The 21779-nt window shown below is 58.0% G+C and carries 22 protein-coding genes; 7 read left to right on the top strand and 15 right to left on the bottom strand.

Annotated elements, in window-relative coordinates; all coding sequences use genetic code 11:
• Nucleotides 1-628: 628 nt before the first annotated feature.
• Genes ACR809_RS09515 through yobA form a run of 3 tightly spaced genes read right to left on the bottom strand, consistent with a single transcriptional unit; the run spans nucleotide 629 to nucleotide 2231 of the window.
• Entirely contained in the window at nucleotides 629-967 is a 339-nt protein-coding gene (locus ACR809_RS09515; protein ID WP_002911404.1) for a YebY family protein, read from the bottom strand.
• A gap of 16 nt (nucleotides 968-983) precedes the next feature.
• On the bottom strand, nucleotides 984-1853 hold the full coding sequence (gene copD, locus ACR809_RS09510) for a copper homeostasis membrane protein CopD (protein ID WP_023282759.1): 870 nt from the start codon (nucleotides 1851-1853) through the stop codon (nucleotides 984-986).
• Between the two features lie 3 nt (nucleotides 1854-1856).
• Nucleotides 1857-2231, bottom strand: a complete 375-nt coding sequence (yobA, locus tag ACR809_RS09505) for a CopC domain-containing protein YobA (RefSeq protein WP_004151448.1) — start codon at nucleotides 2229-2231, stop codon at nucleotides 1857-1859.
• A 112-nt stretch (nucleotides 2232-2343) separates the two neighbouring features.
• Here yobA and ACR809_RS09500 point away from each other — a divergent pair, with 112 nt between their 5' ends.
• Nucleotides 2344-2574 carry a DNA polymerase III subunit theta gene (locus ACR809_RS09500; protein ID WP_002911406.1) on the top strand — a complete coding sequence of 77 codons (231 nt, stop codon included), beginning with the start codon at nucleotides 2344-2346 and terminating at the stop codon, nucleotides 2572-2574.
• A 78-nt stretch (nucleotides 2575-2652) separates the two neighbouring features.
• A complete protein-coding gene (gene exoX, locus ACR809_RS09495) occupies nucleotides 2653-3312 on the top strand; it encodes an exodeoxyribonuclease X (RefSeq protein ID WP_002911407.1) in 660 nt (219 codons plus the stop codon).
• 3 nt (nucleotides 3313-3315) lie between these two features.
• On the opposite strand, the gene ptrB is transcribed toward exoX, so the two are convergent.
• From ptrB to ACR809_RS09480, 3 genes are all read right to left on the bottom strand, one after another.
• Complete coding sequence (ptrB, locus tag ACR809_RS09490; RefSeq protein ID WP_004151449.1) at nucleotides 3316-5376, bottom strand: oligopeptidase B; 2061 nt, start codon at nucleotides 5374-5376, stop codon at nucleotides 3316-3318.
• Between the two features lie 120 nt (nucleotides 5377-5496).
• On the bottom strand, nucleotides 5497-6156 hold the full coding sequence (locus ACR809_RS09485) for a tellurite resistance TerB family protein (protein WP_004180434.1): 660 nt from the start codon (nucleotides 6154-6156) through the stop codon (nucleotides 5497-5499).
• 139 nt (nucleotides 6157-6295) lie between these two features.
• The gene (locus tag ACR809_RS09480; RefSeq protein WP_004175424.1) at nucleotides 6296-6643 is read right to left on the bottom strand and encodes a YebG family protein; all 348 of its coding nucleotides are present in this window, start codon (nucleotides 6641-6643) and stop codon (nucleotides 6296-6298) included.
• A gap of 144 nt (nucleotides 6644-6787) precedes the next feature.
• Between ACR809_RS09480 and purT the strand changes: the two genes are divergently transcribed.
• A complete protein-coding gene (purT, locus tag ACR809_RS09475) occupies nucleotides 6788-7966 on the top strand; it encodes a formate-dependent phosphoribosylglycinamide formyltransferase (RefSeq protein ID WP_020803738.1) in 1179 nt (392 codons plus the stop codon).
• Between the two features lie 56 nt (nucleotides 7967-8022).
• On the opposite strand, the gene ACR809_RS09470 is transcribed toward purT, so the two are convergent.
• The 4 genes from ACR809_RS09470 to ACR809_RS09455 form a co-directional block, all read right to left on the bottom strand.
• Nucleotides 8023-8664, bottom strand: coding sequence for a bifunctional 4-hydroxy-2-oxoglutarate aldolase/2-dehydro-3-deoxy-phosphogluconate aldolase (locus ACR809_RS09470; RefSeq protein ID WP_002911423.1), 642 nt, complete (start codon nucleotides 8662-8664; stop codon nucleotides 8023-8025).
• 38 nt (nucleotides 8665-8702) lie between these two features.
• On the bottom strand, nucleotides 8703-10514 hold the full coding sequence (gene edd / locus ACR809_RS09465) for a phosphogluconate dehydratase (protein WP_002911425.1): 1812 nt from the start codon (nucleotides 10512-10514) through the stop codon (nucleotides 8703-8705).
• A gap of 222 nt (nucleotides 10515-10736) precedes the next feature.
• Nucleotides 10737-12212: a glucose-6-phosphate dehydrogenase gene (gene zwf, locus ACR809_RS09460; RefSeq protein ID WP_002911427.1), complete on the bottom strand. Its 1476-nt coding sequence runs from the start codon at nucleotides 12210-12212 to the stop codon at nucleotides 10737-10739.
• Nucleotides 12213-12222: 10 nt separating this feature from the next.
• Nucleotides 12223-12372 (bottom strand): hypothetical protein, encoded by a 150-nt coding sequence (locus ACR809_RS09455; RefSeq protein WP_004145554.1) that lies wholly within the window; start codon nucleotides 12370-12372, stop codon nucleotides 12223-12225.
• A 159-nt stretch (nucleotides 12373-12531) separates the two neighbouring features.
• On the opposite strand from ACR809_RS09455, the gene ACR809_RS09450 reads away from it, so the two are divergent.
• On the top strand, nucleotides 12532-13437 hold the full coding sequence (locus ACR809_RS09450) for a MurR/RpiR family transcriptional regulator (protein WP_004145555.1): 906 nt from the start codon (nucleotides 12532-12534) through the stop codon (nucleotides 13435-13437).
• A gap of 125 nt (nucleotides 13438-13562) precedes the next feature.
• Complete coding sequence (gene pyk / locus ACR809_RS09445) at nucleotides 13563-15005, top strand: pyruvate kinase (protein WP_002911440.1); 1443 nt, start codon at nucleotides 13563-13565, stop codon at nucleotides 15003-15005.
• 40 nt (nucleotides 15006-15045) lie between these two features.
• Here pyk and lpxM read toward each other — a convergent pair whose 3' ends face one another.
• The 3 genes from lpxM to znuA all read right to left on the bottom strand — a co-directional run bounded on the left by lpxM (nucleotide 15046) and on the right by znuA (nucleotide 18417).
• Nucleotides 15046-16020, bottom strand: coding sequence for a lauroyl-Kdo(2)-lipid IV(A) myristoyltransferase (lpxM, locus tag ACR809_RS09440; RefSeq protein ID WP_004175421.1), 975 nt, complete (start codon nucleotides 16018-16020; stop codon nucleotides 15046-15048).
• A 117-nt stretch (nucleotides 16021-16137) separates the two neighbouring features.
• Complete coding sequence (mepM, locus tag ACR809_RS09435) at nucleotides 16138-17457, bottom strand: murein DD-endopeptidase MepM (RefSeq protein WP_004148858.1); 1320 nt, start codon at nucleotides 17455-17457, stop codon at nucleotides 16138-16140.
• Between the two features lie 15 nt (nucleotides 17458-17472).
• Complete coding sequence (gene znuA, locus ACR809_RS09430; protein WP_122051202.1) at nucleotides 17473-18417, bottom strand: zinc ABC transporter substrate-binding protein ZnuA; 945 nt, start codon at nucleotides 18415-18417, stop codon at nucleotides 17473-17475.
• Nucleotides 18418-18528: 111 nt separating this feature from the next.
• Between znuA and znuC the strand changes: the two genes are divergently transcribed.
• Nucleotides 18529-19248 carry a zinc ABC transporter ATP-binding protein ZnuC gene (gene znuC / locus ACR809_RS09425; RefSeq protein ID WP_004197828.1) on the top strand — a complete coding sequence of 240 codons (720 nt, stop codon included), beginning with the start codon at nucleotides 18529-18531 and terminating at the stop codon, nucleotides 19246-19248.
• Complete coding sequence (znuB, locus tag ACR809_RS09420) at nucleotides 19248-20033, top strand: zinc ABC transporter permease subunit ZnuB (protein ID WP_004175419.1); 786 nt, start codon at nucleotides 19248-19250, stop codon at nucleotides 20031-20033. The genes znuC and znuB overlap by 1 nt, the downstream gene beginning before the upstream one ends.
• A 63-nt stretch (nucleotides 20034-20096) precedes the next feature.
• On the opposite strand, the gene ruvB is transcribed toward znuB, so the two are convergent.
• Together ruvB and ruvA are read right to left on the bottom strand one after the other, a co-directional pair.
• Nucleotides 20097-21107, bottom strand: coding sequence for a Holliday junction branch migration DNA helicase RuvB (gene ruvB / locus ACR809_RS09415; protein WP_004148860.1), 1011 nt, complete (start codon nucleotides 21105-21107; stop codon nucleotides 20097-20099).
• Between the two features lie 8 nt (nucleotides 21108-21115).
• Nucleotides 21116-21727: a Holliday junction branch migration protein RuvA gene (gene ruvA, locus ACR809_RS09410; RefSeq protein ID WP_023285317.1), complete on the bottom strand. Its 612-nt coding sequence runs from the start codon at nucleotides 21725-21727 to the stop codon at nucleotides 21116-21118.
• Nucleotides 21728-21779 lie beyond the last annotated feature (52 nt).

Below are 21779 nucleotides of genomic sequence, written 5' to 3'. Positions count from 1 at the left end.
CGCCCGCAAAAGTGCTCGTGCTTATTATTTATGCCACCTCGTCAGCCGGCGAGGTGTAATCGCATGAATTGCCAAATCGTTTAGATTTTGCTTATTTTATTTATCATACAAATATGTATACTAGCAGGCTTCCGATGTTGGCCCGCCAGTTAACCTGCACGCCGGGCCTGTTTAGGTGCAGGTTTTTTCTTTTCTCCGCCCTCGTTTACGGTTCCACCTTTGCCACCTCCCCTTCCACAGGATGCGATTTATGTGTAAATGAATTGTGTATGCTAAAAACGGTGTGCTATAACGGGACATCCAGAGGCCAGCGGGTGTTTGACTGACAGGATGTCGCTGGCTATTGAGAAAGAAGACAGATAAAGATAAAAAGAGACCGAATACGATTCCTGTATTCGGTCCAGGGAAATGGCTCTTGGGAGAGAGCCGTGCGCTAAAAGTTGGCATTAATGCAGGCTAAGTCGCCTTGCACTATAAGAATAGTTTAACGCGTCAGCTTTTCCAGTCCGCGGCCAAAGTGGCTGCATAATTCCTGGAAAGGGGGCCTCTGCCAGCGAAAAAACCGCCACTGCCGTTGTCCGGTAAGGGCGGTTTTTTTAATGTTATTACAGCAGGATAGCGAGAAAGTTTAGCAGAGCTTCTGCGCTCGCTCGATAAAGGGCGCGAGGCTCATTTTTTGTCCCGGATGCTGCGGATCGTCGATCTGGATCACTGAGATCGGCTGCGCGGTAGTTTTGCCGGCTTTGACCTGCTGCTCAGCCACCTCATTGAGCGGATACTGAACCAGCGTGCTCGGGTTGATGGCGTAAAGCGCGTTACCCGGTCGACAGGTCAACATAACCTCTTCCCGGTTGAACGCCCAGCTCTCCTTCCCCACCTCAAAACGGCTCACGGTGATAATTTGCGGCGCTGCCAGAGCAGCCCCGGAGCTTGCCAGTAACAACATGGTCAGAACAATTTTTTTCATGATTTTGCCAGTTAATTCAATAAGGTTCCCAGGTGGCAAACAGACTGACGGCCAACAGCGCCAGCGCGCCCAGCCCTATTTCAGCCTGCGTGGTTCGCAGGATCAGGCTTTCCGCCCGCGAACCGCTTGCCGACATGCGCGGTACCAGAACATACCTGTTCACTAACGCAATTACCACCATCCCGGCGACCAGCGCACATTTGATCAACAACATGCGTCCCCACGGCGATGCGCCAATCAATCCTCCCTGGATCAACAGCGCATTGAGCGCTCCGCTGGCAATCGTGCCGGCGACGGCCAGATGCCCGTAACGTGAAAAGCGCGCCATGGTATAGACCGCGGCCGGCCGCCAGCGCCCCTGCGCCAGGCGCAGGCAATAGATAAAGGGCAACAGACCGCCGAACCAGCTGGCGACGCAGAAGAGATGCACAGCGTGGTTTGTCCGCTGCAGTACGCCGGTGAGACCATCGTGCATAGCGGCGTGCCCTACCCCGGCGGAAAGCAGCAGCTGTGCCGCCAGCAGGGCCACCAGCTGGCGGGCGCCGTGACGGGGACGGATCCACACTACCGCGAGTGCGATCCACGCCAGTAGGATCTGCCAGATCCACACTCCACCAAAGCGGGTCCCGGCCACCGCCTGCCACACGGCGGGTCGCCAGACATCCGTCCAGCCCTCGCCCATTATTCCTCCCTGCAGGAGATACAGCGCCAGCGTAGAGATCGCGCCGATCAGCAGCAGCGGGCGCAGTAGTGGATAAAAGCGCAGCATCAGCACGCGTCTCAGCGGTACCGGCGCCCACCAGGCGCCATACAGCACGCAGCCAAAAGCCAGCATCAGGGAGATAAAGTGCCCAAAGCGCAGGGTAATATAGAGCCCGGTCAGCATCGCTTACTTCACGCTAAAGGTATATTGCCCTTTGGTTTTATGACCATCCACCGAGACCACATGCCATGCCACGGTGTACTCTCCCGGCGGCAAGGCTTCCGCCAAAGGTAACGTGACCTCGGCCGGATTATCGGCGCTGCGGGTCAGTTTTCCGGTAGCCACCGCATGCTGCTGCGGACCGGTGACGGTCACGCCGCTGAATGCGGGTTCAATACCTTCGGAAAAACTGAGCGTCAACGTCTGTGGGGAAGCTGAAAGCTGCGCCCCGGCGGTCGGGATCTGCTGCTGCAGGTGAGCGTGGGCGAAGGCGCCCGCCGCGGTTAACATCCCGGCAAGCGCAACGGAGAGACGCAACGCGCGTCCAGCAAGAAGTCGCATATTCGTCATTCCCTTTTGTTATGTCTGTAGCACAGAGAATAACCCTGTATAATGCCAGAGTCGAGCCAGGCATCTGGCCCTGACCGGATTTATAAGCAGAGTGGAGTGGATGATGGAAAGAAATCTGGCCAAAATTTCGCAAGATGAGATGGATAAAGTCAATGTCGATCTCGCCGCCGCCGGCGTTGCTTTTAAGGAGCGGTACAATATGCCGGTGGTCGCTGATTTAGTCGAGCGTGAACAGCCTGCACATCTGCGCGACTGGTTCCGTGAACGACTGATCGCCCATCGGCTGGCCTCCGTCTCCCTTTCGCGACTACCGTGGGAGCCGAAACAGAAATAATGCGCGCTCGCCTCCTCCCCGTCGGTTGGCAAGCCCGGCCAATTCCATTACGCTTATTGTTTTGCTCTGGAGCGAGCCATGCTGCGCGTCATTGATACCGAAACCTGCGGCCTGCAGGGGGGCATCGTTGAAATCGCCTCGGTCGATATAGTCGACGGGCAAATTACCAATCCCATGAGCCATCTGGTGCGTCCCGATCGGCCCATCAGCCCGCAGGCAATGGCTATCCACCGGATCACGGAAGAGATGGTCGCCGATAAGCCGTGGATTGAGGAGATTATTCCGCACTATCATGGCAGCCCGTGGTACGTCGCGCATAACGCCAGCTTCGATCGCCGGGTGTTGCCGGAGATGCACGGCGAGTGGATCTGTACGATGAAGCTGGCCCGACGCCTGTGGCCGGGAATCAAATACAGCAATATGGGGTTATATAAATCACGTAAGCTGAACGTGACTACTCCGCCGGGACTGCATCACCACCGGGCGCTGTATGACTGCTATATCACCGCCGCGCTGCTGCTGGATATCATCAATGTTTCCGGCTGGACCCCTGACGAAATGGCCGATATCACCGGTCGGCCGGCGCTGCTGACTACTTTTACCTTCGGCAAATACCGGGGTAAGGCCGTCGCCGAGATTGCTGAAAACGATCCAGGCTATCTGCGCTGGTTATTCAACAATCTCGACCGCATGAGCCCCGAACTGCGCCTGACGCTCAGGCATTACCTCGGGGAATAGCGCCTACACTGCCGCTTTTCCCGGCAGTGTCCCCTGCGCCAGGGCGATGAAAAAGGCGTACTCCAGCGCCACCCCTTCATAGCTTTTAAAGCGCCCGGATTTTCCGCCATGTCCGGAATCCATATCGGTGCAGAGCAGCAGCAGGTTATCGTCGGTTTTCAGTTCCCGCAGTTTCGCCACCCATTTAGCCGGCTCCCAGTATTGCACCTGGGAATCATGCAGACCGGTAGTCACCAGCATGTGGGGATAGGCCTGCGCCCTCACGCCGTCATAGGGACTGTAGCTTTTCATATAGTGATAATAGGTTTCATCCTGCGGATTTCCCCACTCTTCAAATTCACCGGTGGTCAGCGGAATAGTTTCATCCAGCATGGTGGTCACCACATCGACGAACGGCACCTGGGCTATCACGCCATGGAACAGCTCTGGCCGTTCATTCACGGCCACGCCCATCAGCATTCCGCCGGCGCTGCCCCCCATGCCGTAGCAGAGCCGCGGATCGCCGTACCCCTGGGCAAGCAGCGCGTCACAGACGTCCAGATAGTCGTTGAAGGTATTTTTCTTACACAGGAATTTACCGTCTTCATACCATTGCTGACCCAGCTCGCCGCCGCCGCGGACGTGGGCGATGGCGTAGACAAAGCCGCGGTTGAGCAGGCTCAGCCGGCTGGCGCTGAAATCGGCATCGATACTCTCGCCATATGAGCCATAGCCATAGACCAGCAGCGGGTTGCTCCCTTTGCGAAAATGTTCGCGATGGTAGACCAGAGAGACCGGGACTTCGACGCCATCGCGGGCGGTCACCCACAGGTGTTCGCTCTGGTAGCAGCTCGTATCCAGCCCCTTTACCTCCTGCTGTTTGATCACTCTTCGTTCGCCGGTATCCATATCCAGTTCAAACAGCGTATCCGGCGTAGTCATGGAGGAATAGCCGTAGCGCAGTCGCGACGTTTCGGGCTCCGGATTATAGGCAAGCCAGGTGACATAGGCCGGATCGTCAAAAGCGATCCCCACCACCTCCCGGGTCTTGCGGTTAATTTGCCGCAGACTGGTCAGGCCACGCTGACGCTCTTCCACAACCAGCCAGTCGGTAAACAGGGTAAATCCTTCGAGCATAACGTCGTGACGCGGCGGGATCAGCGTGGTCCACTGTTCTTCATCACGCAGTACGGTACGGTAGAGGCCGAAATTCTTCCCCTCCCGGTTGGAACGAAGATAGAAAGCGTGCTGATAGTGATCAAGACTGTATTCATGATCTTTACGCCGTGGCAGAAAGCAGACCGGCTCGGCGTCTGGGAGTTCGGCGTTGAGCAGCAGCACTTCGCTGGTGGTGGCGCTGGAGAGATAAATTACCACGAACTGCTGGGAGGTGGTTTTATGCACGCTGACGTAGAAGGTCTCATCTTTTTCCTCGTAGACCAGCGCGTCGCTCTGCGCCGGTGTCCCGACGGTGTGGCGCCAGACCTGATAAGGGAGCAGCGTGGTGGGATGTTTACGCACATACCAAACAAAGCGTGAATCGTTGCTCCAGGCAAAGCCGGAGGTGACATTTTCGAGGATTTCCGGATACCACTCGCCGTTGCTGAGGTCGCAAAAGCGCAGGCCGTACTGGCGGCGGGAAAGGTAATCTTCCGCCACCGCCATTAGCTGGTTGTTGGGCGCAATGCCCAGTCCGCCCAGGGTGTAGAACTCGCTCTTCGCCGCCCGCTGGTTGGCATCGAGCAGGATCTCCCACTCATCCCACTCTTCTTTCAGCACCGACTGCCGCTGGTAGATAGCGTATTCGCAGCCCGGCTCATACACCTGACGGTAGCGAAAGCCGTTTTTACTGTAGGGGGCAGAGACTTCCCGCTGCGGAATGCGGTCGATAATCTCCTTCAGCAGACGCTCCTGCAGGCTGAGCTGCGAATCCATCACTTGCTTGCCGTAAGCGTTCTCCGCGTGCAGATACTCCAGCACGTCAGGTCGCGCGCGCTCATCGTCGCGCAGCCAGTAATAATTATCGATGCGTGTATCGCCATGCAAGGTCATGGCGTGAGGGATCCGTTTAGCTTTAGGTGGCATGTTATTCTTCTGCTGCTTTATCGTGACACAAGAGCATTCAGGCCGCAGGGTGGCGCCTGAATGATGACGTGTCTATAAGGGTGGCAAAAGACGCGAGCGATGCAAGCGAAACGTGATGATTTAGACGCTTAGCGCTTGTTTTTGTGACTGGATATCCTGTTCTATATCGGCCCGGACATCTTTCGGCAGCGCCAGGGCGTCTCCCAGCGCATTAAGGTAGCTACGCTCCATAAAATGGTCGATATCAATCACCGCGCAGCTGACGTAGTAGATCTCCAGCGCCTCCTGCGGGTCGATGATGCCCTCGGCGAGACGCTGCGGATCCAGCGGCTGAGCCAGCGCCTGGTCAATTAGCACCCGGGCCTGAACGTCAATATTGGCCGCCCGCAGCTGAGTTTCAATATTCGCCCGCTCGTGGTCATCAATATGACCGTCGCTTTTCGCGGCAAATACCAGGGCCGTGATCAGCCGCACGCTACGCGGATCGACCTCCGCCGGCGCCGCTGCCGTCTCAGGCGCCTGGGCGGATGTATTCTGCGCGCGCATTTTCTGCTGATACTTGTTCCATAACACCGTGCCCGCCACCGCCCCGCCGCCTGCCAGCAGCGCGCTAGTGCCATATTTCGCCAATAATTTGCGTGACGATTTGCTGGCCACCAGCAATCCGGCCAGCCCACCGATGGCGCCGGGCAGCAGGCCGCTCCCTTTTGACGACTCGCCGGACGGTGACGCACCCTGCTGCCCGAGCAGCGACTGCAGTTGATGTAGCCAGTTAGCCATGGTTTTCCTCTCAGGTGACAAACACTGTTATCAGCCTAAACGACGCGATGTCAGGAAATGTTAGATATGGCTAAAGATGCGCAAAGGTACGTGCGACGGCAGCATCGGGGCCGACCGACCAGTGACTGACCGCCAGCGTTCAGGCTGCCTTGGCTTTGCGCGCTTTGGCCGCCGGCACGGCGTCATCACCCGCCGGAGAAGTCTCGGCGGTAGCCGACGGCGCGGAGGCGTCCTGTGCAGGCGTCTCTTGCTCCGGCAGTCGGCCAACTCGCAGGATATGCTGCAGCGCTTCTTTACGCTCAGCCAGCCACATCGCCATGGTATCGCGCTGGACGTCATCCATCTCCAGCGGGGATGCCACCAGCCAATCATTCAGCACCTCTGCCAGATCGAGCATTTTGTCGTAAGCGTCGGCCTCTTTTTTGCTGGCAAAAGACATTTTTTCCTCACCTTCGCGGATCACCACATATTTAATTTCAACCGCCATACTGCAGCCTCTCAACACTGTATTTTTATACAGTATAGCAAATTTCCCTCCCGGACTCAACTCACGCGCGTTACGCGCGTAAAGACATACGCAAACGTTTTCGTTTATAATCGCTGCCATCTTTTTTTACTGCGGATGAGAGTTATGACTGTATTAGGCACCGCGCTGCGCCCGGCAGCCACCAAAGTTATGCTGTTAGGTTCCGGCGAGTTGGGTAAAGAAGTCGCTATTGAATGTCAGCGTCTGGGCATTGAAACCATCGCCGTAGACCGCTACCCCGATGCCCCGGCGATGCAGGTCGCCCACCGCGCCCACGTCATCAATATGCTGCACGGCGAGAGCCTGCGCGCCCTGATTGAACAGGAAAAACCCGATTACATCGTCCCGGAGATCGAAGCTATCGCTACCGACACCCTGGTCGAACTGGAACAGGCCGGACAGAAAGTGGTCCCCACGGCGCGGGCGGCAAAGCTCACCATGAACCGCGAAGGCATTCGCCGCCTGGCGGCGGAAGAGCTGCAGCTTCCCACCTCCCGCTATCGTTTTGCCGACAGCGAAGAAGGCTTCCGCGCGGCGGTCACCGACATCGGTTTGCCATGCATCGTTAAACCGGTGATGAGCTCCTCCGGCAAAGGCCAGAGCTTTATCCGCTCAGCTGACCAGCTCAGCGAAGCCTGGCGCTATGCGCAGCAGGGCGGCCGCGCTGGCGCCGGACGGGTGATCGTCGAGGGGGTGGTGAACTTCGATTTCGAAATCACCCTGCTCACCGTCAGCGCTGTCGATGGCGTGCATTTCTGCGCTCCGGTTGGTCATCGTCAGGAAGACGGCGACTACCGCGAGTCCTGGCAGCCGCAGCAGATGAGCGACCTGGCCCTCGAGCGTGCCCAGACCATCGCCCGCAAGGTGGTGCTGGCGCTGGGAGGTTATGGTCTGTTTGGCGTGGAGCTGTTCGTATGCGGCGACGAGGTGATCTTCAGCGAAGTCTCCCCGCGACCACACGACACCGGGATGGTGACGCTTATCTCCCAGGATCTCTCGGAATTCGCCCTGCACGTTCGCGCCTTCCTCGGGCTACCCGTCGGCGCTATCCGCCAGTATGGTCCGGCCGCCTCCGCGGTGATCCTTCCGCAGTTGTCCAGCCAGAACGTCAGCTTTGGCCAGCTGCAGTCGGCCGTCGGGGCTGGCCTGCAGCTGCGTCTGTTCGGCAAGCCGGAGATTGACGGTACCCGCCGCCTGGGGGTAACCCTCGCCGTCGCCGATTCGGTTGAGGAGGCCGTGGCGCGGGCTAAAGCCGCCGCCGCGGCGGTCATCGTCGAAGGGTAAAGACAAAAAACCCGGTCGCGTTGCCGCAGACCGGGTTGTTGACCTGGAGGCGTGGTTTATTTCGCGCCTTCCACCGCTTCTCGCGCGAGGGTGGTGATGCGATCGTAGTCGCCGGCTTCGAGGGCGTCGGCTGGCACCAGCCAGGAACCGCCGATGCACAGTACGCTGTTCAGCGCCAGGTAGTCACGGTAGTTGGCCGGAGAGATACCGCCGGTCGGGCAGAAACGAATGTGGCCGAACGGACCCGCAATCGCCTGCAGGGCTTTCACGCCGCCGTTGGCTTCCGCCGGGAAGAATTTAAACTCTTTCAGGCCATACTGCATACCCAGCATCAGCTCAGATACCGTGCTGATCCCCGGGATCAGCGGGATGGTGCCGTCTTCGGTCGCCGCTTTCAGCAGGGATTCGGTAAGACCCGGGCTGATAGCGAACTGCGCGCCGGCTTCCGTTACCGCTTTCAACTGCTCAACGTTGGTAACCGTGCCCGCGCCGACAATCGCGTCCGGAACTTCTTTGGCAATCGCGCGGATCGCCTCCAGGGCGCACTCGGTGCGCAGGGTAACTTCCAGCACGCGAACGCCGCCCGCCACCAGCGCTTTCGCCATCGGTACCGCGTGTTCCAGCTTTTTCACTACGATAACCGGGACAACCGGACCGGAGGTGAGGATTGCTTCTGCTGTTGTTTTCCAGTTTTTCATCAGGATTTTCTCTCGCCAGATCTAGAAATTAAATCGTCTTAAAAAGTGATGCAGGTTGCGCCCTGCTCCGCGCCAGAGAGCTTCTCACGCAGCGCCCCAAACATCTCCCGACCGGTTCCCACGCGCGACGCGCTGAGGTCAGGGATATGCGGCTGACGCGCCGCCAGTTCGGCCTCATCCACCAGCAGCGTCAGTTCCCCCGTCTGTCCGTTCACGCGAATAAGATCGCCATCGCGCACTTTCGCCAGCAAGCCGCCATCATACGCTTCAGGCGTGACGTGAATGGCTGACGGGACTTTACCGGAGGCGCCAGAGAGTCGGCCATCGGTCACCAGCGCTATTTTGAAACGGCGGTCCAATAATACACCAAGTGGCGGCATAAGTTTATGTAATTCTGGCATCCCGTTCGCTTTTGGCCCCTGATGACGGACCACCACCACGCAGTCTTTGTCCAGCAGCCCCGCTTCAAAGGCCGGCAACACGTCGTGCTGGCTCTCGAATACCACCGCCGGCGCTTCAATCACCTGGTTCTCCACCGGGACCGCCGAAGTTTTCATCACCGCGCGTCCCAGGTTGCCGCTCAGCACCTTGGTGCCGCCGTGGCGGGAGAATGGTTTTTCAAAGGTCGCGATGACCTGGTCGTCCAATGGCGCTGTCGCCCCTTCGCGCCAGTCCAGCTCGCCGTTATTCAGCCATGGCTCCAGGGTGTAGCGCGACAGGCCAAAGCCGGCCACGGTGTGAACATCCTCATGCAGCAGGCCGCCTTTCAGCAGCTCGCGCACCAGTACCGGAACGCCGCCTGCCGCCTGGAAGTGGTTGATATCCGCCGGGCCGTTGGGATAGAGGCGCGCCAGCAGCGGCACCACGTCTGACAGGTCGGAGAAATCGTCCCAGTTAATGATAATTCCCGCCGCGCGGGCCATCGCCACCAGGTGCATAGTGTGGTTGGTGGAGCCACCGGTCGCCAGCAGCGCCACTATGCCGTTGACCACCACTTTTTCGTCAAACATTTTGCCCAGCGGCATCCACTCATTGCCGTTGCCGGTCATGCGGGTGACCTGGCGCGCGGCGGCGGCGGTCAGCGCTTCCCGCAGCGGAGCATCCGGATGGACAAAGGACGAGCCCGGCAGCTGCATGCCCATAAATTCGACCACCATCTGGTTGGTGTTCGCCGTTCCGTAGAAAGTACAGGTCCCCGGCGCGTGATAAGAGGCGGCTTCGGACTCCAGGAGCGCCATACGGTCAACTTTCCCTTCTGCATACAGCTGGCGAATGCGAACCTTCTCTTTATTCGGCAGGCCGCTGGCCATCGGACCGGAGGGAATAAAGACCGACGGCAGATGGCCAAATGAGAGCGCCGCCATGGTCAGACCGGGAACAATTTTATCGCAGACCCCGAGATACAGGGCCCCGTCGAACATGTTATGCGACAGACCGATGGCGGCGGACATAGCGATCACCTCGCGGCTCAGGAGTGAAAGCTCCATCCCGTCCTGCCCCTGCGTTACGCCGTCGCACATCGCCGGCACGCCGCCGGCGACCTGGCCGACCGCATTGGCGCTGTGCAGCGCTTTGCGGATGATCTCCGGGTAGTGTTCATAGGGCTGGTGAGCGGACAACATGTCGTTGTAGGAGGTGATGATGGCAATGTTGTTGCGCAACATGCTCTTCAGGGAGGCTTTGTCGTCAGCCTGGCAGGCCGCGAATCCGTGAGCCAGATTGCCGCAGGCCAGTTGCGCACGATGCACGGTGTCGGTTTTGGCCTGGTTAATCCTTGCGAGGTAAGCCGCGCGGGTGTCACGCGACCGTTCGATAATGCGATTTGTTACCCGTAACATTGTCGAATTCATAAAGGCTCCTCAAATTTTTATCTGTCCGGCCGCTGCGTGATGACGTGTTGACGTGGTAAAGGCCACAAACACCAGCGCTCAGGGGCAAAATGTCTGCAGGCAGTGTAATAAAAAAAGCCCCGTGGGTGAATCCTCACGGGGCTTAAAAGATTAAAAAGCGTGCGACTTTCTGCGTCAGATCATGTTACCGGTAAAATAACCCTGACGGATTAGCCTCCAGCCTTACTCGAACTCGTTCCATGAACGACCGTCGCGAGTGATCATGGCCACCGACGCAACCGGTCCCCAGGTCCCGGCCTGATACGGTTTCGGCGCATCGCGGTCGGCTGCCCAGGCTTCGGTAATGGAGTCAACCCATTTCCACGCCTCTTCTACTTCGTCGCGGCGAACAAACAGCGCCTGAATACCACGCATGGTCTCCAGCAGCAGACGTTCATAGGCATCGGCCAGATGCGTCTGGTTGAAGGTTTCGGAGTAGCTCAGATCCAGTTTAGTGATCTGCAGGTTATGTTTATGATCGAGGCCCGGCACTTTGTTCAGTACCTGGATATCTACCCCTTCGTCCGGCTGCAGGCGAATGGTCAGCTTGTTCTGCGGCAGCTCCTGCCAGGTCTCTTTAAACAGATTCAGTTCCGGGGTTTTGAAGTAAACCACTACCTCTGAGCATTTGGTCGGCAGACGTTTGCCGGTGCGCAGATAGAACGGTACGCCAGCCCAGCGCCAGTTATCGATATCGACGCGGATCGCCACGAAGGTTTCAGTGTTGCTGGTCTTGTTGGCCCCCTCCTCTTCGAGATAGCCAGGCACTTTTTTGCCCTGGGCAAAGCCGGCGGTATACTGGCCGCGAACGGTTTTCTCGCGCACGTTGGAGCGGTCAATACGGCGCAGGGATTTCAGCACCTTGACCTTTTCATCACGGATGCTGTCGGCGCTGAGATCGGACGGCGGCGACATGGCAATCATGCACAGGATCTGCAGCAGGTGGTTCTGGATCATGTCGCGCATCTGCCCGGCCTGGTCGAAGTAACCCCAGCGCCCTTCAATACCCACCTCTTCCGCGACGGTGATTTCGACGTGATCGATGGTGCGGCAGTCCCAGTTATTGACGAACAGGGAGTTGGCGAAGCGCAGCGCCAGCAGGTTGAGGACCGTCTCTTTACCGAGATAGTGGTCGATACGGTAGACCTGACACTCTTCAAAAAACTCGCCGACCTGGTCGTTGATTTCACGGGAGGTTTCCAGCGAGGTGCCGAGCGGTTTTTCCATGACCACGCGCGCAGGCTTGGCATTAAGCTTCGCTTCGCCCAGCCCTTTACAGATCGCGCCAAAGGTGCTCGGCGGCATAGCGAAATAGTTGATGGTGACACGGTTCTTTTGATCCAGCATCTCACCCAGGCGGGTGAAGCCGCTGGTGTCATTGACGTCAAGATTACAGAACTCCAGGCGTCCGCTCAGGGTATCCCACAAACCTTCATCAATTTTTTCCTTCATGAAGGTTTCCAGCGCTTCGCGCACGACTTTGGTATAAGCCGCTTTATCCCAGTCGGCACGGCCGACGCCAATGATTCTGGTGTCAGCGTGGATCTGGCCCGCCTTTTCAAGCTGATACAGGGAAGGCAACAATTTACGCCGCGCCAGGTCGCCCTTCGCGCCGAAAATGACCAGGTCGCATGCCTGGGCCGTTTGCGTTACCGCCATGTCATTCTCCTCAGTTGATAGTCTGGTGCTTTTGCCAGGCTATATTTGTAATTTTCTTACACTGCACTGTACTGTGTTTACGTATTTCCCGAAAGCCTTCCCCTTCGTTTGCGGCGGTAAAACCGCACAGGGTGAAAACATTCGGCGATGATTTGGGCATTCGGCCGTTATTGTTCGTTGTTTGTACCTGGTTCAGGTCAGTAAAATACGACCCTGATCATGTAATGAAAAAAAACAACATCATTTCACGTCATTCCTCACCGCTTGCGCTTGCGGAGGGGTATATTCTTGCTAAAACGCCCAATGATTTCACCCATTAATGAAATCGTTTCCATTGATGAGCGCCCTGTTACTAATGAACATGCTGGAAAAAATCCAGTCCCGACTGGAACACCTTAGCAAATCTGAACGCAAAGTGGCGGAAGTGATCCTCGCCACCCCCGAGCAGGCCATTCATTCGAGCATCGCCGCCCTCGCCCTTGAGGCCGGGGTTAGCGAACCGACCGTCAATCGCTTCTGCCGTAGTCTCGAAACCCGCGGATTCCCTGACTTCAAACTGCATCTGGCCCAGAGCCTTGCGCACGGCACGCTCTATGTTAACCGGAATGTCGATGAAGACGACAGCGTTGAGTCATACACGGGAAAAATATTCGAATCGGCCATGGCGAGTTTAGATCAGGTGCACCATTCTCTCGACATGTCGGCGGTAAATCGCGCAGTGGATCTGCTGACTCAGGCCAAAAAAATCGCCTTTTTCGGCCTCGGCTCCTCAGCGGCGGTCGCTCACGACGCGATGAACAAATTTTTCCGCTTTAACGTGCCGGTCATCTATTCCGACGACATTGTCCTGCAACGGATGAGCTGTATGAATTGCGATGACGATGATGTGGTGGTGATTATCTCGCATACCGGAAGAACCAAGAGCCTGGTGGAGCTGGCGCAGCTGGCTCGTGAAAACGATGCCATGGTGATCGCTCTCACCTCCGCCGGTACGCCGCTAGCCAGGGAAGCCACGCTCGCCATTACCCTTGATGTGCCGGAAGATACCGACATCTATATGCCGATGGTCTCCCGTTTGGCCCAGTTGACCGTCATTGACGTGTTGGCGACTGGCTTTACCTTGCGTCGGGGGGCAAAATTCAGAGATAACTTGAAGAGGGTCAAGGAAGCGCTGAAGGAATCGCGTTTTGATAAAGAACCATTCGTACCCAGTGATAATCAATAAAAGTTGATAACAAGCAGTACCCCATTACACCTTCGATAACGATCCGGCTGTGCGACGTTGCAGGCTGGCGCTACCGAATCCATGTTCACGCAACACCAAAGTTGTATCAGTCAACGGAGTATTACATGTCCAGAAGGCTTCGCAGAACCAAAATCGTTACTACCTTAGGCCCGGCAACTGACCGCGATAACAACCTGGAAAAGGTTATCGCCGCGGGCGCAAACGTAGTACGTATGAACTTCTCTCACGGCACCCCGGAAGATCATCAGCTCCGTGCCGACAAAGTGCGTGAGATTGCGGCAAAACTGGGCCGTCATGTGGCCATCCTCGGCGACCTCCAGGGACCAAAAATTCGCGTATCGACCTTCAAAGAAGGCAAAATTTTCCTCAACGTCGGCGATAAATTCCTGCTCGACGCAAACCTTGGCAAAGGCGAAGGCGACAAAGAGAAAGTCGGGATCGACTATAAAGGCCTGCCGGCGGACGTCGTGCCGGGCGATATCTTATTGCTCGACGATGGTCGCGTGCAGCTGAAAGTCCTCGAAGTTCAGGGGATGAAAGTGTTCACTGAAGTGACCGTCGGCGGCCCGTTGTCCAACAACAAAGGGATCAACAAGCTGGGCGGCGGCCTGTCTGCCGAAGCGCTGACCGACAAAGATAAAGCTGATATCGTCACCGCCGCTAAAATCGGCGTCGACTACCTGGCCGTCTCTTTCCCGCGCTGCGGCGAAGACCTGAACTACGCCCGTCGCCTGGCGCGCGATGCCGGCTGCGATGCGAAAATCGTCGCCAAAGTTGAGCGTGCCGAAGCGGTTTGCGATCAGGATGCGATGGACGACGTGATCCTCGCCTCCGATGTGGTAATGGTTGCCCGTGGCGACCTCGGCGTCGAGATCGGCGATCCTGAGCTGGTGGGCATCCAGAAAGCGCTGATCCGTCGTGCCCGTCAGCTGAACCGTTCCGTCATCACCGCCACCCAGATGATGGAGTCGATGATCACCAACCCGATGCCGACTCGCGCGGAAGTGATGGACGTGGCCAACGCCGTGCTGGATGGTACCGATGCGGTGATGCTCTCCGCGGAGACCGCTGCCGGTCAGTATCCTTCGGAAACCGTGGCCGCGATGGCGCGCGTGTGTCTGGGCGCGGAAAAAATCCCTAGCCTCAACGTCTCCAAACACCGTCTGGACGTCCAGTTCGACAACGTGGAAGAAGCGATTGCCATGTCGGCGATGTATGCCGCCAACCACCTGAAAGGCATCACCGCCATCATCACCATGACCGAATCGGGCCGTACCGCGCTGATGACTTCGCGCATTAGCTCCGGTCTGCCGATTTTCGCCCTCTCCCGCCACGAGCGCACCCTGAACCTGACCGCCCTCTACCGCGGGGTGACGCCGGTGTTCTTCGACAGCCAGAATGACGGGGTGGCCGCCGCGCACGACGCCGTCAATCTGCTGCGGGACAAAGGCTATCTGGTCTCCGGCGACCTCGTGGTCGTGACCCAGGGTGACGTGATGAGCACCATCGGCAGCACCAACACCACCCGTATCCTCACCGTCGAGTAAGCACGGTAGAGATAAAAAAGCCTCCTGACGGAGGCTTTTTTTATTTCTTTTTCGGGAACAGCTCTTTGCGTTTGTAGGGCTCAATTTCACCCGGCTTGCGCGTTTTCAGCAGCTTCAGGATCCAGGTATACTGCTCGGTGTGCGGCTTAACAAACACTTCCACTTCTTCGTTCATCCGCCGGGCGATGGTCGTATCGTCAGCGTCCAGCAGATCGTCCATCGGCGGGCGCACCAGCACCGTCAGGCGATGCGTCTTGCCATCGTAGACCGGGAACAGCGGTACGACGCGGGCGCGGCATACTTTCATTAAGCGGCCAATCGCCGGCAGCGTGGCCTTGTAGGTGGCAAAGAAATCCACAAACTCGCTGTGTTCGGCGCCGTGATCCTGATCGGGCAGATAGTAGCCCCAGTAGCCCTGGCGCACCGACTGAATAAACGGTTTGATCCCATCGTTGCGCGCGTGCATACGCCCGCCAAAACGACGACGCACGGTATTCCACACGTAATCGAACACCGGGTTACCCTGGTTATGGAACATCGCCGCCATCTTCTGCCCGCCGGAGGCCATCAGCATCGCCGGGATATCCACACCCCATGCATGCGGAACGAGAAAAATCACCTTCTCATTATTGCGCTGCATCTCGTCGATGATCGCTTTCCCCTGCCAGTCAACGCGGGCAAGGATTTTCTGCGGATCGCGCAGGCCCAGCTCGGCCATCATCACCATCGCCTGCGGCGCCGAGGCATACATGGCGTCGATAATCGCTTCCCGCTCGTACTCGCTTTTTTCCGGGAAGCAGTACAGCAAATTAATCTGCGCCCGGCGGCGCGAGCTTTTCGCCAGACGCCCCACCAGACGACCGAGTTTGCCGAGGAGCGGATCGCGAAAGGATGGCGGCGTCAGCGCAATACCGGCGAAGGCAAAGACCCCCAGCCAGGCGCCCCAGTAGCGCGGCAGTAAAAAGGATTTTTCAAACTTAGGGATAAACTCAATATTATTTTTTTTCGTTTCCATGCCCAATCCGCAGATCGACTGCTTAATCAAGATAATGGGATAGTGTAGCGAGACGTCGGGTATCCTACAAAAGAAAAAGCCGGCGCCCTGGGGCACCGGCTTTCCACTGACCGGTGGTTAGTCAAACCGCAGCTGCGGAACGACCTCTTTGACCTGCGCCAGATAGTCGGTCCGGTCGGAACCGCTCAGCCCTTCGGTACGCGGCAGCTTAGCCGTCAGCGGGTTGACCGCCTGCTGGTTGATCCACACTTCGTAGTGCAGGTGTGGCCCGGTAGAGCGTCCGGTATTCCCCGACAGCGCAATGCGATCCCCGCGCTTCACTTTCTGCCCCGGCTTCACTAACAGCTTACGCAGGTGCATGTAGCGAGTGGTATAGGTGCGACCGTGGCGGATCGCGACGTAATACCCGGCAGCGCCGCTGCGTTTGGCCACGACTACTTCACCATCGCCCACCGCCAGCACTGGCGTTCCCTGCGGCATCGCGAAATCGACGCCACGGTGCGGCGCGACGCGGCCGGTGACCGGGTTCAGACGACGCGGATTAAAGTTAGAGGAGACGCGGAACTGACGCGCCGTTGGGAAGCGCATAAAGCCCTTCGCCAGACCCGTGCCGTTGCGGTCGTAGAATTTGCCGTCTTCGGCGCGGATGGCATAGTAATCCTTACCGTCAGAGCGAAGACGCACGCCGAGTAACTGGCTTTGCTCACGTTTGCCGTCGAGCATTTCGCGCGACATCAATACCGAGAATTCGTCGCCTTTCTTCAGCTTACGGAAATCCATCTGCCACTGCATGGCCTTGATCACCGCGCTGATTTCCGTGCTGGTCAGCCCGGCATCACGCGCGCTGGAGACAAAGCTGGCGCCGACGGTGCCCTTCAGCACGCTGTTGACCCAATCGCCTTTCTGCAGCTCGCTGCTCATTTTAAAACCGTTATCCACACGGGTATAGGTGCGGGTCTCGCGGCGGGACATCTCCCAGGTCAAGCTCTGCAGATCGCCGTCGGCGGTCAGGGTCCAGGAGAGCTGCTGGCCAATCTTCAGGTTGCGCAGCTCTTTATCGGCGGAGGAAAGCTGGGCGATATCGCCCATATCGATACCGTACTGGTTCAGAATACTGCTGAGCGTATCGCCGGTCGACACCACATATTCGTGCCCGCCGGCATCGCTATCGGCTTTTTCGTCGAGCTCATCCTGAGGAATGGCTTCTTCTTCCTGCGGGGCCTGATCGATCGGCTCGGAGGCTTCCGGCAGCAGGGAGCGGATCTCGCTTTTTTCCAGTTCAATGGTTCTGACGATGGGGGCGGATTCCGGGTGGTAAATATAGGGTCGCCAGACGGCGACCGCTAAGGTAAGAACGCTAAGCGACCCCAGCATAACGCGATGAGGTCGTGGCAGATTGTTGAATGCCTGAGTGACAGCGCGGGCTATCTGTTGCACGTATTCACTTCCTCGTTAATCTCCTTTCAGGCAGCTCGAATACTGATTCGCCAGTTGGGTGAGGAATTGCGGGTAACTCGTTTTACCCAGCGTAATTCCTGTCCCCAGTGGATCCAGGGTCCCCATGCGCACAGACGTGCCCCGGGCAACAGCTTCGATAACCGCTGGCCTGAACTGTGGCTCAGCAAAAACGCAAGTGGCTTTCTGCTCAACCAGTTGTGTTCTGATTTCGTGTAAACGCTGCGCACCGGGCTGTATTTCAGGGTTGACGGTAAAGTGCCCCAGCGAGGTCAAACCGTAGTGTTTTTCAAAGTAACCGTAGGCGTCATGAAAAACGAAATAGCCCTTCCCTTTCAGCGGTGCCAGCTCATTGCTCACCTGCTTGTCGGTCGCCGCCAGCGCGGTCTCGAACTGCTGCAGGTTGCTGTCGAGTTTGGCTCGACTCTGCGGCATAAGTTCCAATAATTTATCGTGGATTGCAACCGCCGAAAGCCGCGCTATCTCTGGGGATAACCACAGATGCATATTGTAAATACCGTGATGGTGATCGCCGTCACCTTTTTCTGCTGCGCCATGGTCATGATCATGGTGATCGTCATCGTCGTCCGCCCCGGTGATGAGCAGCGGTTTGACCCCATCCAGCTCGGCAATCGTCACCTTTTTATTCGCCGCAATGCTTTGCGTCGACTTATCCATAAAGGCTTCCATTTCCGGACCAATCCACACCACTAAGTCTGCGTTCTGTAAGCGTTTTACATCAGAAGGACGGAGGGAATAATCATGCTCGGAGGCGCCATCGGGCAGCAGCACCTGGGTCTCGGTAACCCCATCGGCGATGGCCGCCGCAATAAAGCCCAGCGGTTTCATAGAAGTCACCACGGCGGCGCTGGCCAGCGGTACCTGCGCGAACAAAAAAACAGCGCCAAGTCCAGCGCAAAGAAGCGTATTTTTATGTAACATAATGCGTCTAGTCATCGAAATAAGTGAGTGTGATGTGATATTATAACATTCACTAGCTTGTGCAACCCCTAAATTACTATGACAAACCTTGTAACGCTGGAAAATGTCTCGGTGGCCTTTGGCCAACGCCGCGTGTTGTCTGACATCTCGCTGGCTCTCACGCCAGGCAAAATCTTAACCCTGCTGGGCCCCAACGGCGCCGGCAAATCGACCCTTGTGCGGGTGGTTCTCGGGCTGGTAGCACCGACAGAGGGTGTTATCAAGCGTGACGCACGCCTGCGCATCGGCTATGTGCCGCAGAAACTGCATCTGGACGCCACGCTGCCGCTGACCGTCAGCCGCTTCCTGCGTTTGCGCCCGGGCACCCGTAAAGACGACATCCTGCCGGCGCTGAAGCGCGTGCAGGCGGGGCATCTGATCGATGCGCCGATGCAAAAGCTCTCCGGCGGTGAAACGCAGCGCGTACTGCTGGCCCGCGCCCTGCTCAACCGTCCGCAGCTGCTGGTGCTGGATGAACCGACCCAGGGTGTTGACGTCAACGGCCAGGTGGCGCTCTACGATCTTATCAACCAGCTGCGCCATGAACTGGACTGCGCGGTGCTAATGGTATCCCACGATCTGCATCTGGTGATGGCCAAAACCGACGAAGTTCTGTGCCTGAACCAGCATATCTGCTGCTCTGGCGCACCGGAGGTGGTCTCCATGCACCCGGAGTTTATCTCCATGTTCGGCCCGCGCGGCGCGGAACAGCTGGGGATATACCGCCACCACCATAATCACCGCCACGACCTACAGGGGCGAATTGTACTGCGTCGGGGAAACAGCCGCTAATGATTGAACTTCTGTTACCTGGCTGGCTTGCCGGGATGATGCTGGCCTGCGCCGCTGGTCCGCTGGGCTCCTTTGTGGTCTGGCGCCGCATGTCTTATTTCGGCGACACGCTGGCGCATGCGTCTCTGCTCGGCGTCGCTTTCGGTTTATTGCTTAACGTCAATCCGTTCTATGCGGTGATCGTCGTGACCCTGCTGCTGGCCGGCGGGCTGGTGTGGCTGGAAAAACGACCGCATCTGGCGATCGATACCCTGCTGGGCATCATGGCGCACAGCGCGCTGTCCCTGGGGCTGGTGGTGGTCAGTCTGATGTCTAACGTCCGCGTCGATCTGATGGCGTACCTGTTCGGCGATCTGCTGGCGGTTACGCCGCAGGACCTGATCGCCATTGCCACTGGCGTGGTGATTGTGATTGGCATTCTGCTCTGGCAGTGGCGAAATCTGCTGGCGATGACCATCAGTCCGGACCTGGCGTTTGTCGACGGCGTGAAGCTGCAGCGGGTCAAGCTGCTGTTGATGCTGGTCACCGCCCTGACTATCGGCGTGGCGATGAAGTTCGTCGGGGCGCTGATCATCACTTCCCTGCTGATTATCCCGGCCGCCACCGCCCGCCGTTTTGCCCGCACGCCGGAGCAGATGGCCGCCGTGGCGGTGGGCGTGGGCATGCTGGCCGTTACCGGCGGGTTAACCTTCTCGGCTTTCTACGATACCCCGGCCGGGCCGTCGGTGGTGCTCTGCGCCGCGGTGCTGTTTATTCTCAGCATGACGAAAAAAGCCGCCAGCTGAAAATGAAAAAGCCCGGTCACGCTGCTGACCGGGCTTCACCATGAACTGCTCAACCGCAACGCGCTACGGCATCTCCGGCGGCGTAATCCCGAAATGATTCCAGGCGCGCACCGTCGCCATTCTTCCCCGCGGCGTACGCTGCAGAAAGCCCTGCTGAATTAAGTAGGGCTCCAGTACATCTTCAATGGTTTCCCGCTCTTCGCCAATCGCGGCGGCGAGGTTGTCCAGCCCCACCGGACCGCCAAAGAACTTATCTATCACCGCCAGCAGCAGCTTACGGTCCATATAGTCGAACCCTTCCGCATCGACGTTAAGCATATCCAGCGCCTGGGCGGCAATATCGGCGGAGATGGTGCCGTCGTGGCGCACTTCCGCAAAGTCACGCACCCGGCGCAGCAGACGGTTGGCAATACGCGGCGTGCCGCGTGAACGGCGGGCTACTTCCAGCGCGCCCTCGTCGCTCATCTCCAGCCCCATATGGCGGGCGCTGCGGCTGACAATATGCTGCAGATCGGGGATCTGATAGAACTCCAGACGCTGCACGATGCCAAAGCGGTCGCGCAGCGGCGAGGTCAACGAACCGGCGCGGGTGGTGGCGCCGATCAGGGTAAACGGCGGCAGATCGATCTTGATGGAACGCGCCGCGGGACCTTCGCCAATCATAATATCCAGCTGGTAGTCTTCCATTGCCGGATAGAGCACCTCTTCCACCACCGGCGAGAGGCGATGGATCTCATCGATAAACAGAACATCGTGCGGTTCGAGGTTGGTGAGCATCGCGGCGAGATCGCCCGCCTTCTCCAGCACCGGGCCGGAGGTGGTACGCAGATTCACCCCCATTTCATTGGCGACGATATTGGCCAGGGTGGTTTTCCCCAACCCTGGCGGGCCAAAAATCAGCAGGTGATCGAGGGCGTCGCCGCGCAGCTTCGCCGCCTGGATAAAGATCTCCATCTGCGAACGCACCTGCGGCTGGCCGACATACTCTGCCAGCAATTTTGGGCGGATGGCGCGGTCAGCGGCCTCTTCAAAGCCGCTGCTGTCTGCCGATACCAGCCGGTCTGCTTCAATCATCCCTTACCTCACAACGCAGCGCGCAGCGCTTCGCGAATTAGCATTTCACTGTTGGCGTCCGGACGCGCGATCTTGCTGACCATCCGGCTGGCCTCCTGCGGTTTATAGCCCAGCGCGACCAGCGCGGCAACCGCTTCCTGCTCGGCATCGTCCGCCGTTGGGCCTGCCGGCGAGGTCAGCACCAGATCGGCCGCCGGGGTGAACAGGTCGCCGTGCAGCCCTTTGAAGCGATCTTTCATCTCAACGATCAGACGTTCAGCGGTTTTTTTGCCAATCCCCGGCAGCTTCACCAGCGAGGCGACCTCTTCCCGTTCAACGGCGTTGACGAACTGCTGCGCCGACATGCCGGAGAGGATCGCCAGCGCCAGCTTGGGCCCCACGCCGTTGGTTTTAATCAGCTCTTTAAACAGGGTACGTTCCTGTTTGTTGTTAAACCCATACAGCAGCTGGGCATCTTCACGCACCACAAAGTGGGTGAAGACGATCGCCTCCTGCCCGGCCTCCGGCAGCTCATAGAAGCAGGTCATTGGCATATGCACTTCATAGCCGACGCCCGCCGTTTCCAGCAACACCAGCGGGGGTTGTTTTTCGAGAATGATGCCTCTGAGTCTGCCTATCACGTGGGGCTCCTGCGTTATGGTCTAAGTATCAGGCGGTATCATAAAAAAAGGC

The sequence above is a fragment of the Klebsiella sp. CD33 genome, from assembly GCF_051992865.1.
GTDB lineage: Bacteria > Pseudomonadota > Gammaproteobacteria > Enterobacterales > Enterobacteriaceae > Klebsiella > Klebsiella pneumoniae.
The sequence above is the reverse complement of the archived record's forward strand: the minus strand, read 5'-3'. Positions and strand labels throughout refer to the sequence as shown.

Excerpts from the sequence above, each read along its gene's own strand:
- ACR809_RS09515 (WP_002911404.1), bottom strand. The coding sequence starts at position 967 with ATGAAAAAAATTGTTCTGACCATGTTGTTACTGGCAAGCTCCGGGGCT.
- copD (WP_023282759.1), bottom strand. The coding sequence starts at position 1,853 with ATGCTGACCGGGCTCTATATTACCCTGCGCTTTGGGCACTTTATCTCC.
- yobA (WP_004151448.1), bottom strand. The coding sequence starts at position 2,231 with ATGCGACTTCTTGCTGGACGCGCGTTGCGTCTCTCCGTTGCGCTTGCC.
- ACR809_RS09500 (WP_002911406.1), top strand. The coding sequence starts at position 2,344 with ATGGAAAGAAATCTGGCCAAAATTTCGCAAGATGAGATGGATAAAGTC.
- exoX (WP_002911407.1), top strand. The coding sequence starts at position 2,653 with ATGCTGCGCGTCATTGATACCGAAACCTGCGGCCTGCAGGGGGGCATC.
- ptrB (WP_004151449.1), bottom strand. The coding sequence starts at position 5,376 with ATGCCACCTAAAGCTAAACGGATCCCTCACGCCATGACCTTGCATGGC.
- ACR809_RS09485 (WP_004180434.1), bottom strand. The coding sequence starts at position 6,156 with ATGGCTAACTGGCTACATCAACTGCAGTCGCTGCTCGGGCAGCAGGGT.
- ACR809_RS09480 (WP_004175424.1), bottom strand. The coding sequence starts at position 6,643 with ATGGCGGTTGAAATTAAATATGTGGTGATCCGCGAAGGTGAGGAAAAA.
- purT (WP_020803738.1), top strand. The coding sequence starts at position 6,788 with ATGACTGTATTAGGCACCGCGCTGCGCCCGGCAGCCACCAAAGTTATG.
- ACR809_RS09470 (WP_002911423.1), bottom strand. The coding sequence starts at position 8,664 with ATGAAAAACTGGAAAACAACAGCAGAAGCAATCCTCACCTCCGGTCCG.
- edd (WP_002911425.1), bottom strand. The coding sequence starts at position 10,514 with ATGAATTCGACAATGTTACGGGTAACAAATCGCATTATCGAACGGTCG.
- zwf (WP_002911427.1), bottom strand. The coding sequence starts at position 12,212 with ATGGCGGTAACGCAAACGGCCCAGGCATGCGACCTGGTCATTTTCGGC.
- ACR809_RS09455 (WP_004145554.1), bottom strand. The coding sequence starts at position 12,372 with ATGCCCAAATCATCGCCGAATGTTTTCACCCTGTGCGGTTTTACCGCC.
- ACR809_RS09450 (WP_004145555.1), top strand. The coding sequence starts at position 12,532 with ATGAAATCGTTTCCATTGATGAGCGCCCTGTTACTAATGAACATGCTG.
- pyk (WP_002911440.1), top strand. The coding sequence starts at position 13,563 with ATGTCCAGAAGGCTTCGCAGAACCAAAATCGTTACTACCTTAGGCCCG.
- lpxM (WP_004175421.1), bottom strand. The coding sequence starts at position 16,020 with ATGGAAACGAAAAAAAATAATATTGAGTTTATCCCTAAGTTTGAAAAA.
- znuA (WP_122051202.1), bottom strand. The coding sequence starts at position 18,417 with ATGTTACATAAAAATACGCTTCTTTGCGCTGGACTTGGCGCTGTTTTT.
- znuB (WP_004175419.1), top strand. The coding sequence starts at position 19,248 with ATGATTGAACTTCTGTTACCTGGCTGGCTTGCCGGGATGATGCTGGCC.
- ruvB (WP_004148860.1), bottom strand. The coding sequence starts at position 21,107 with ATGATTGAAGCAGACCGGCTGGTATCGGCAGACAGCAGCGGCTTTGAA.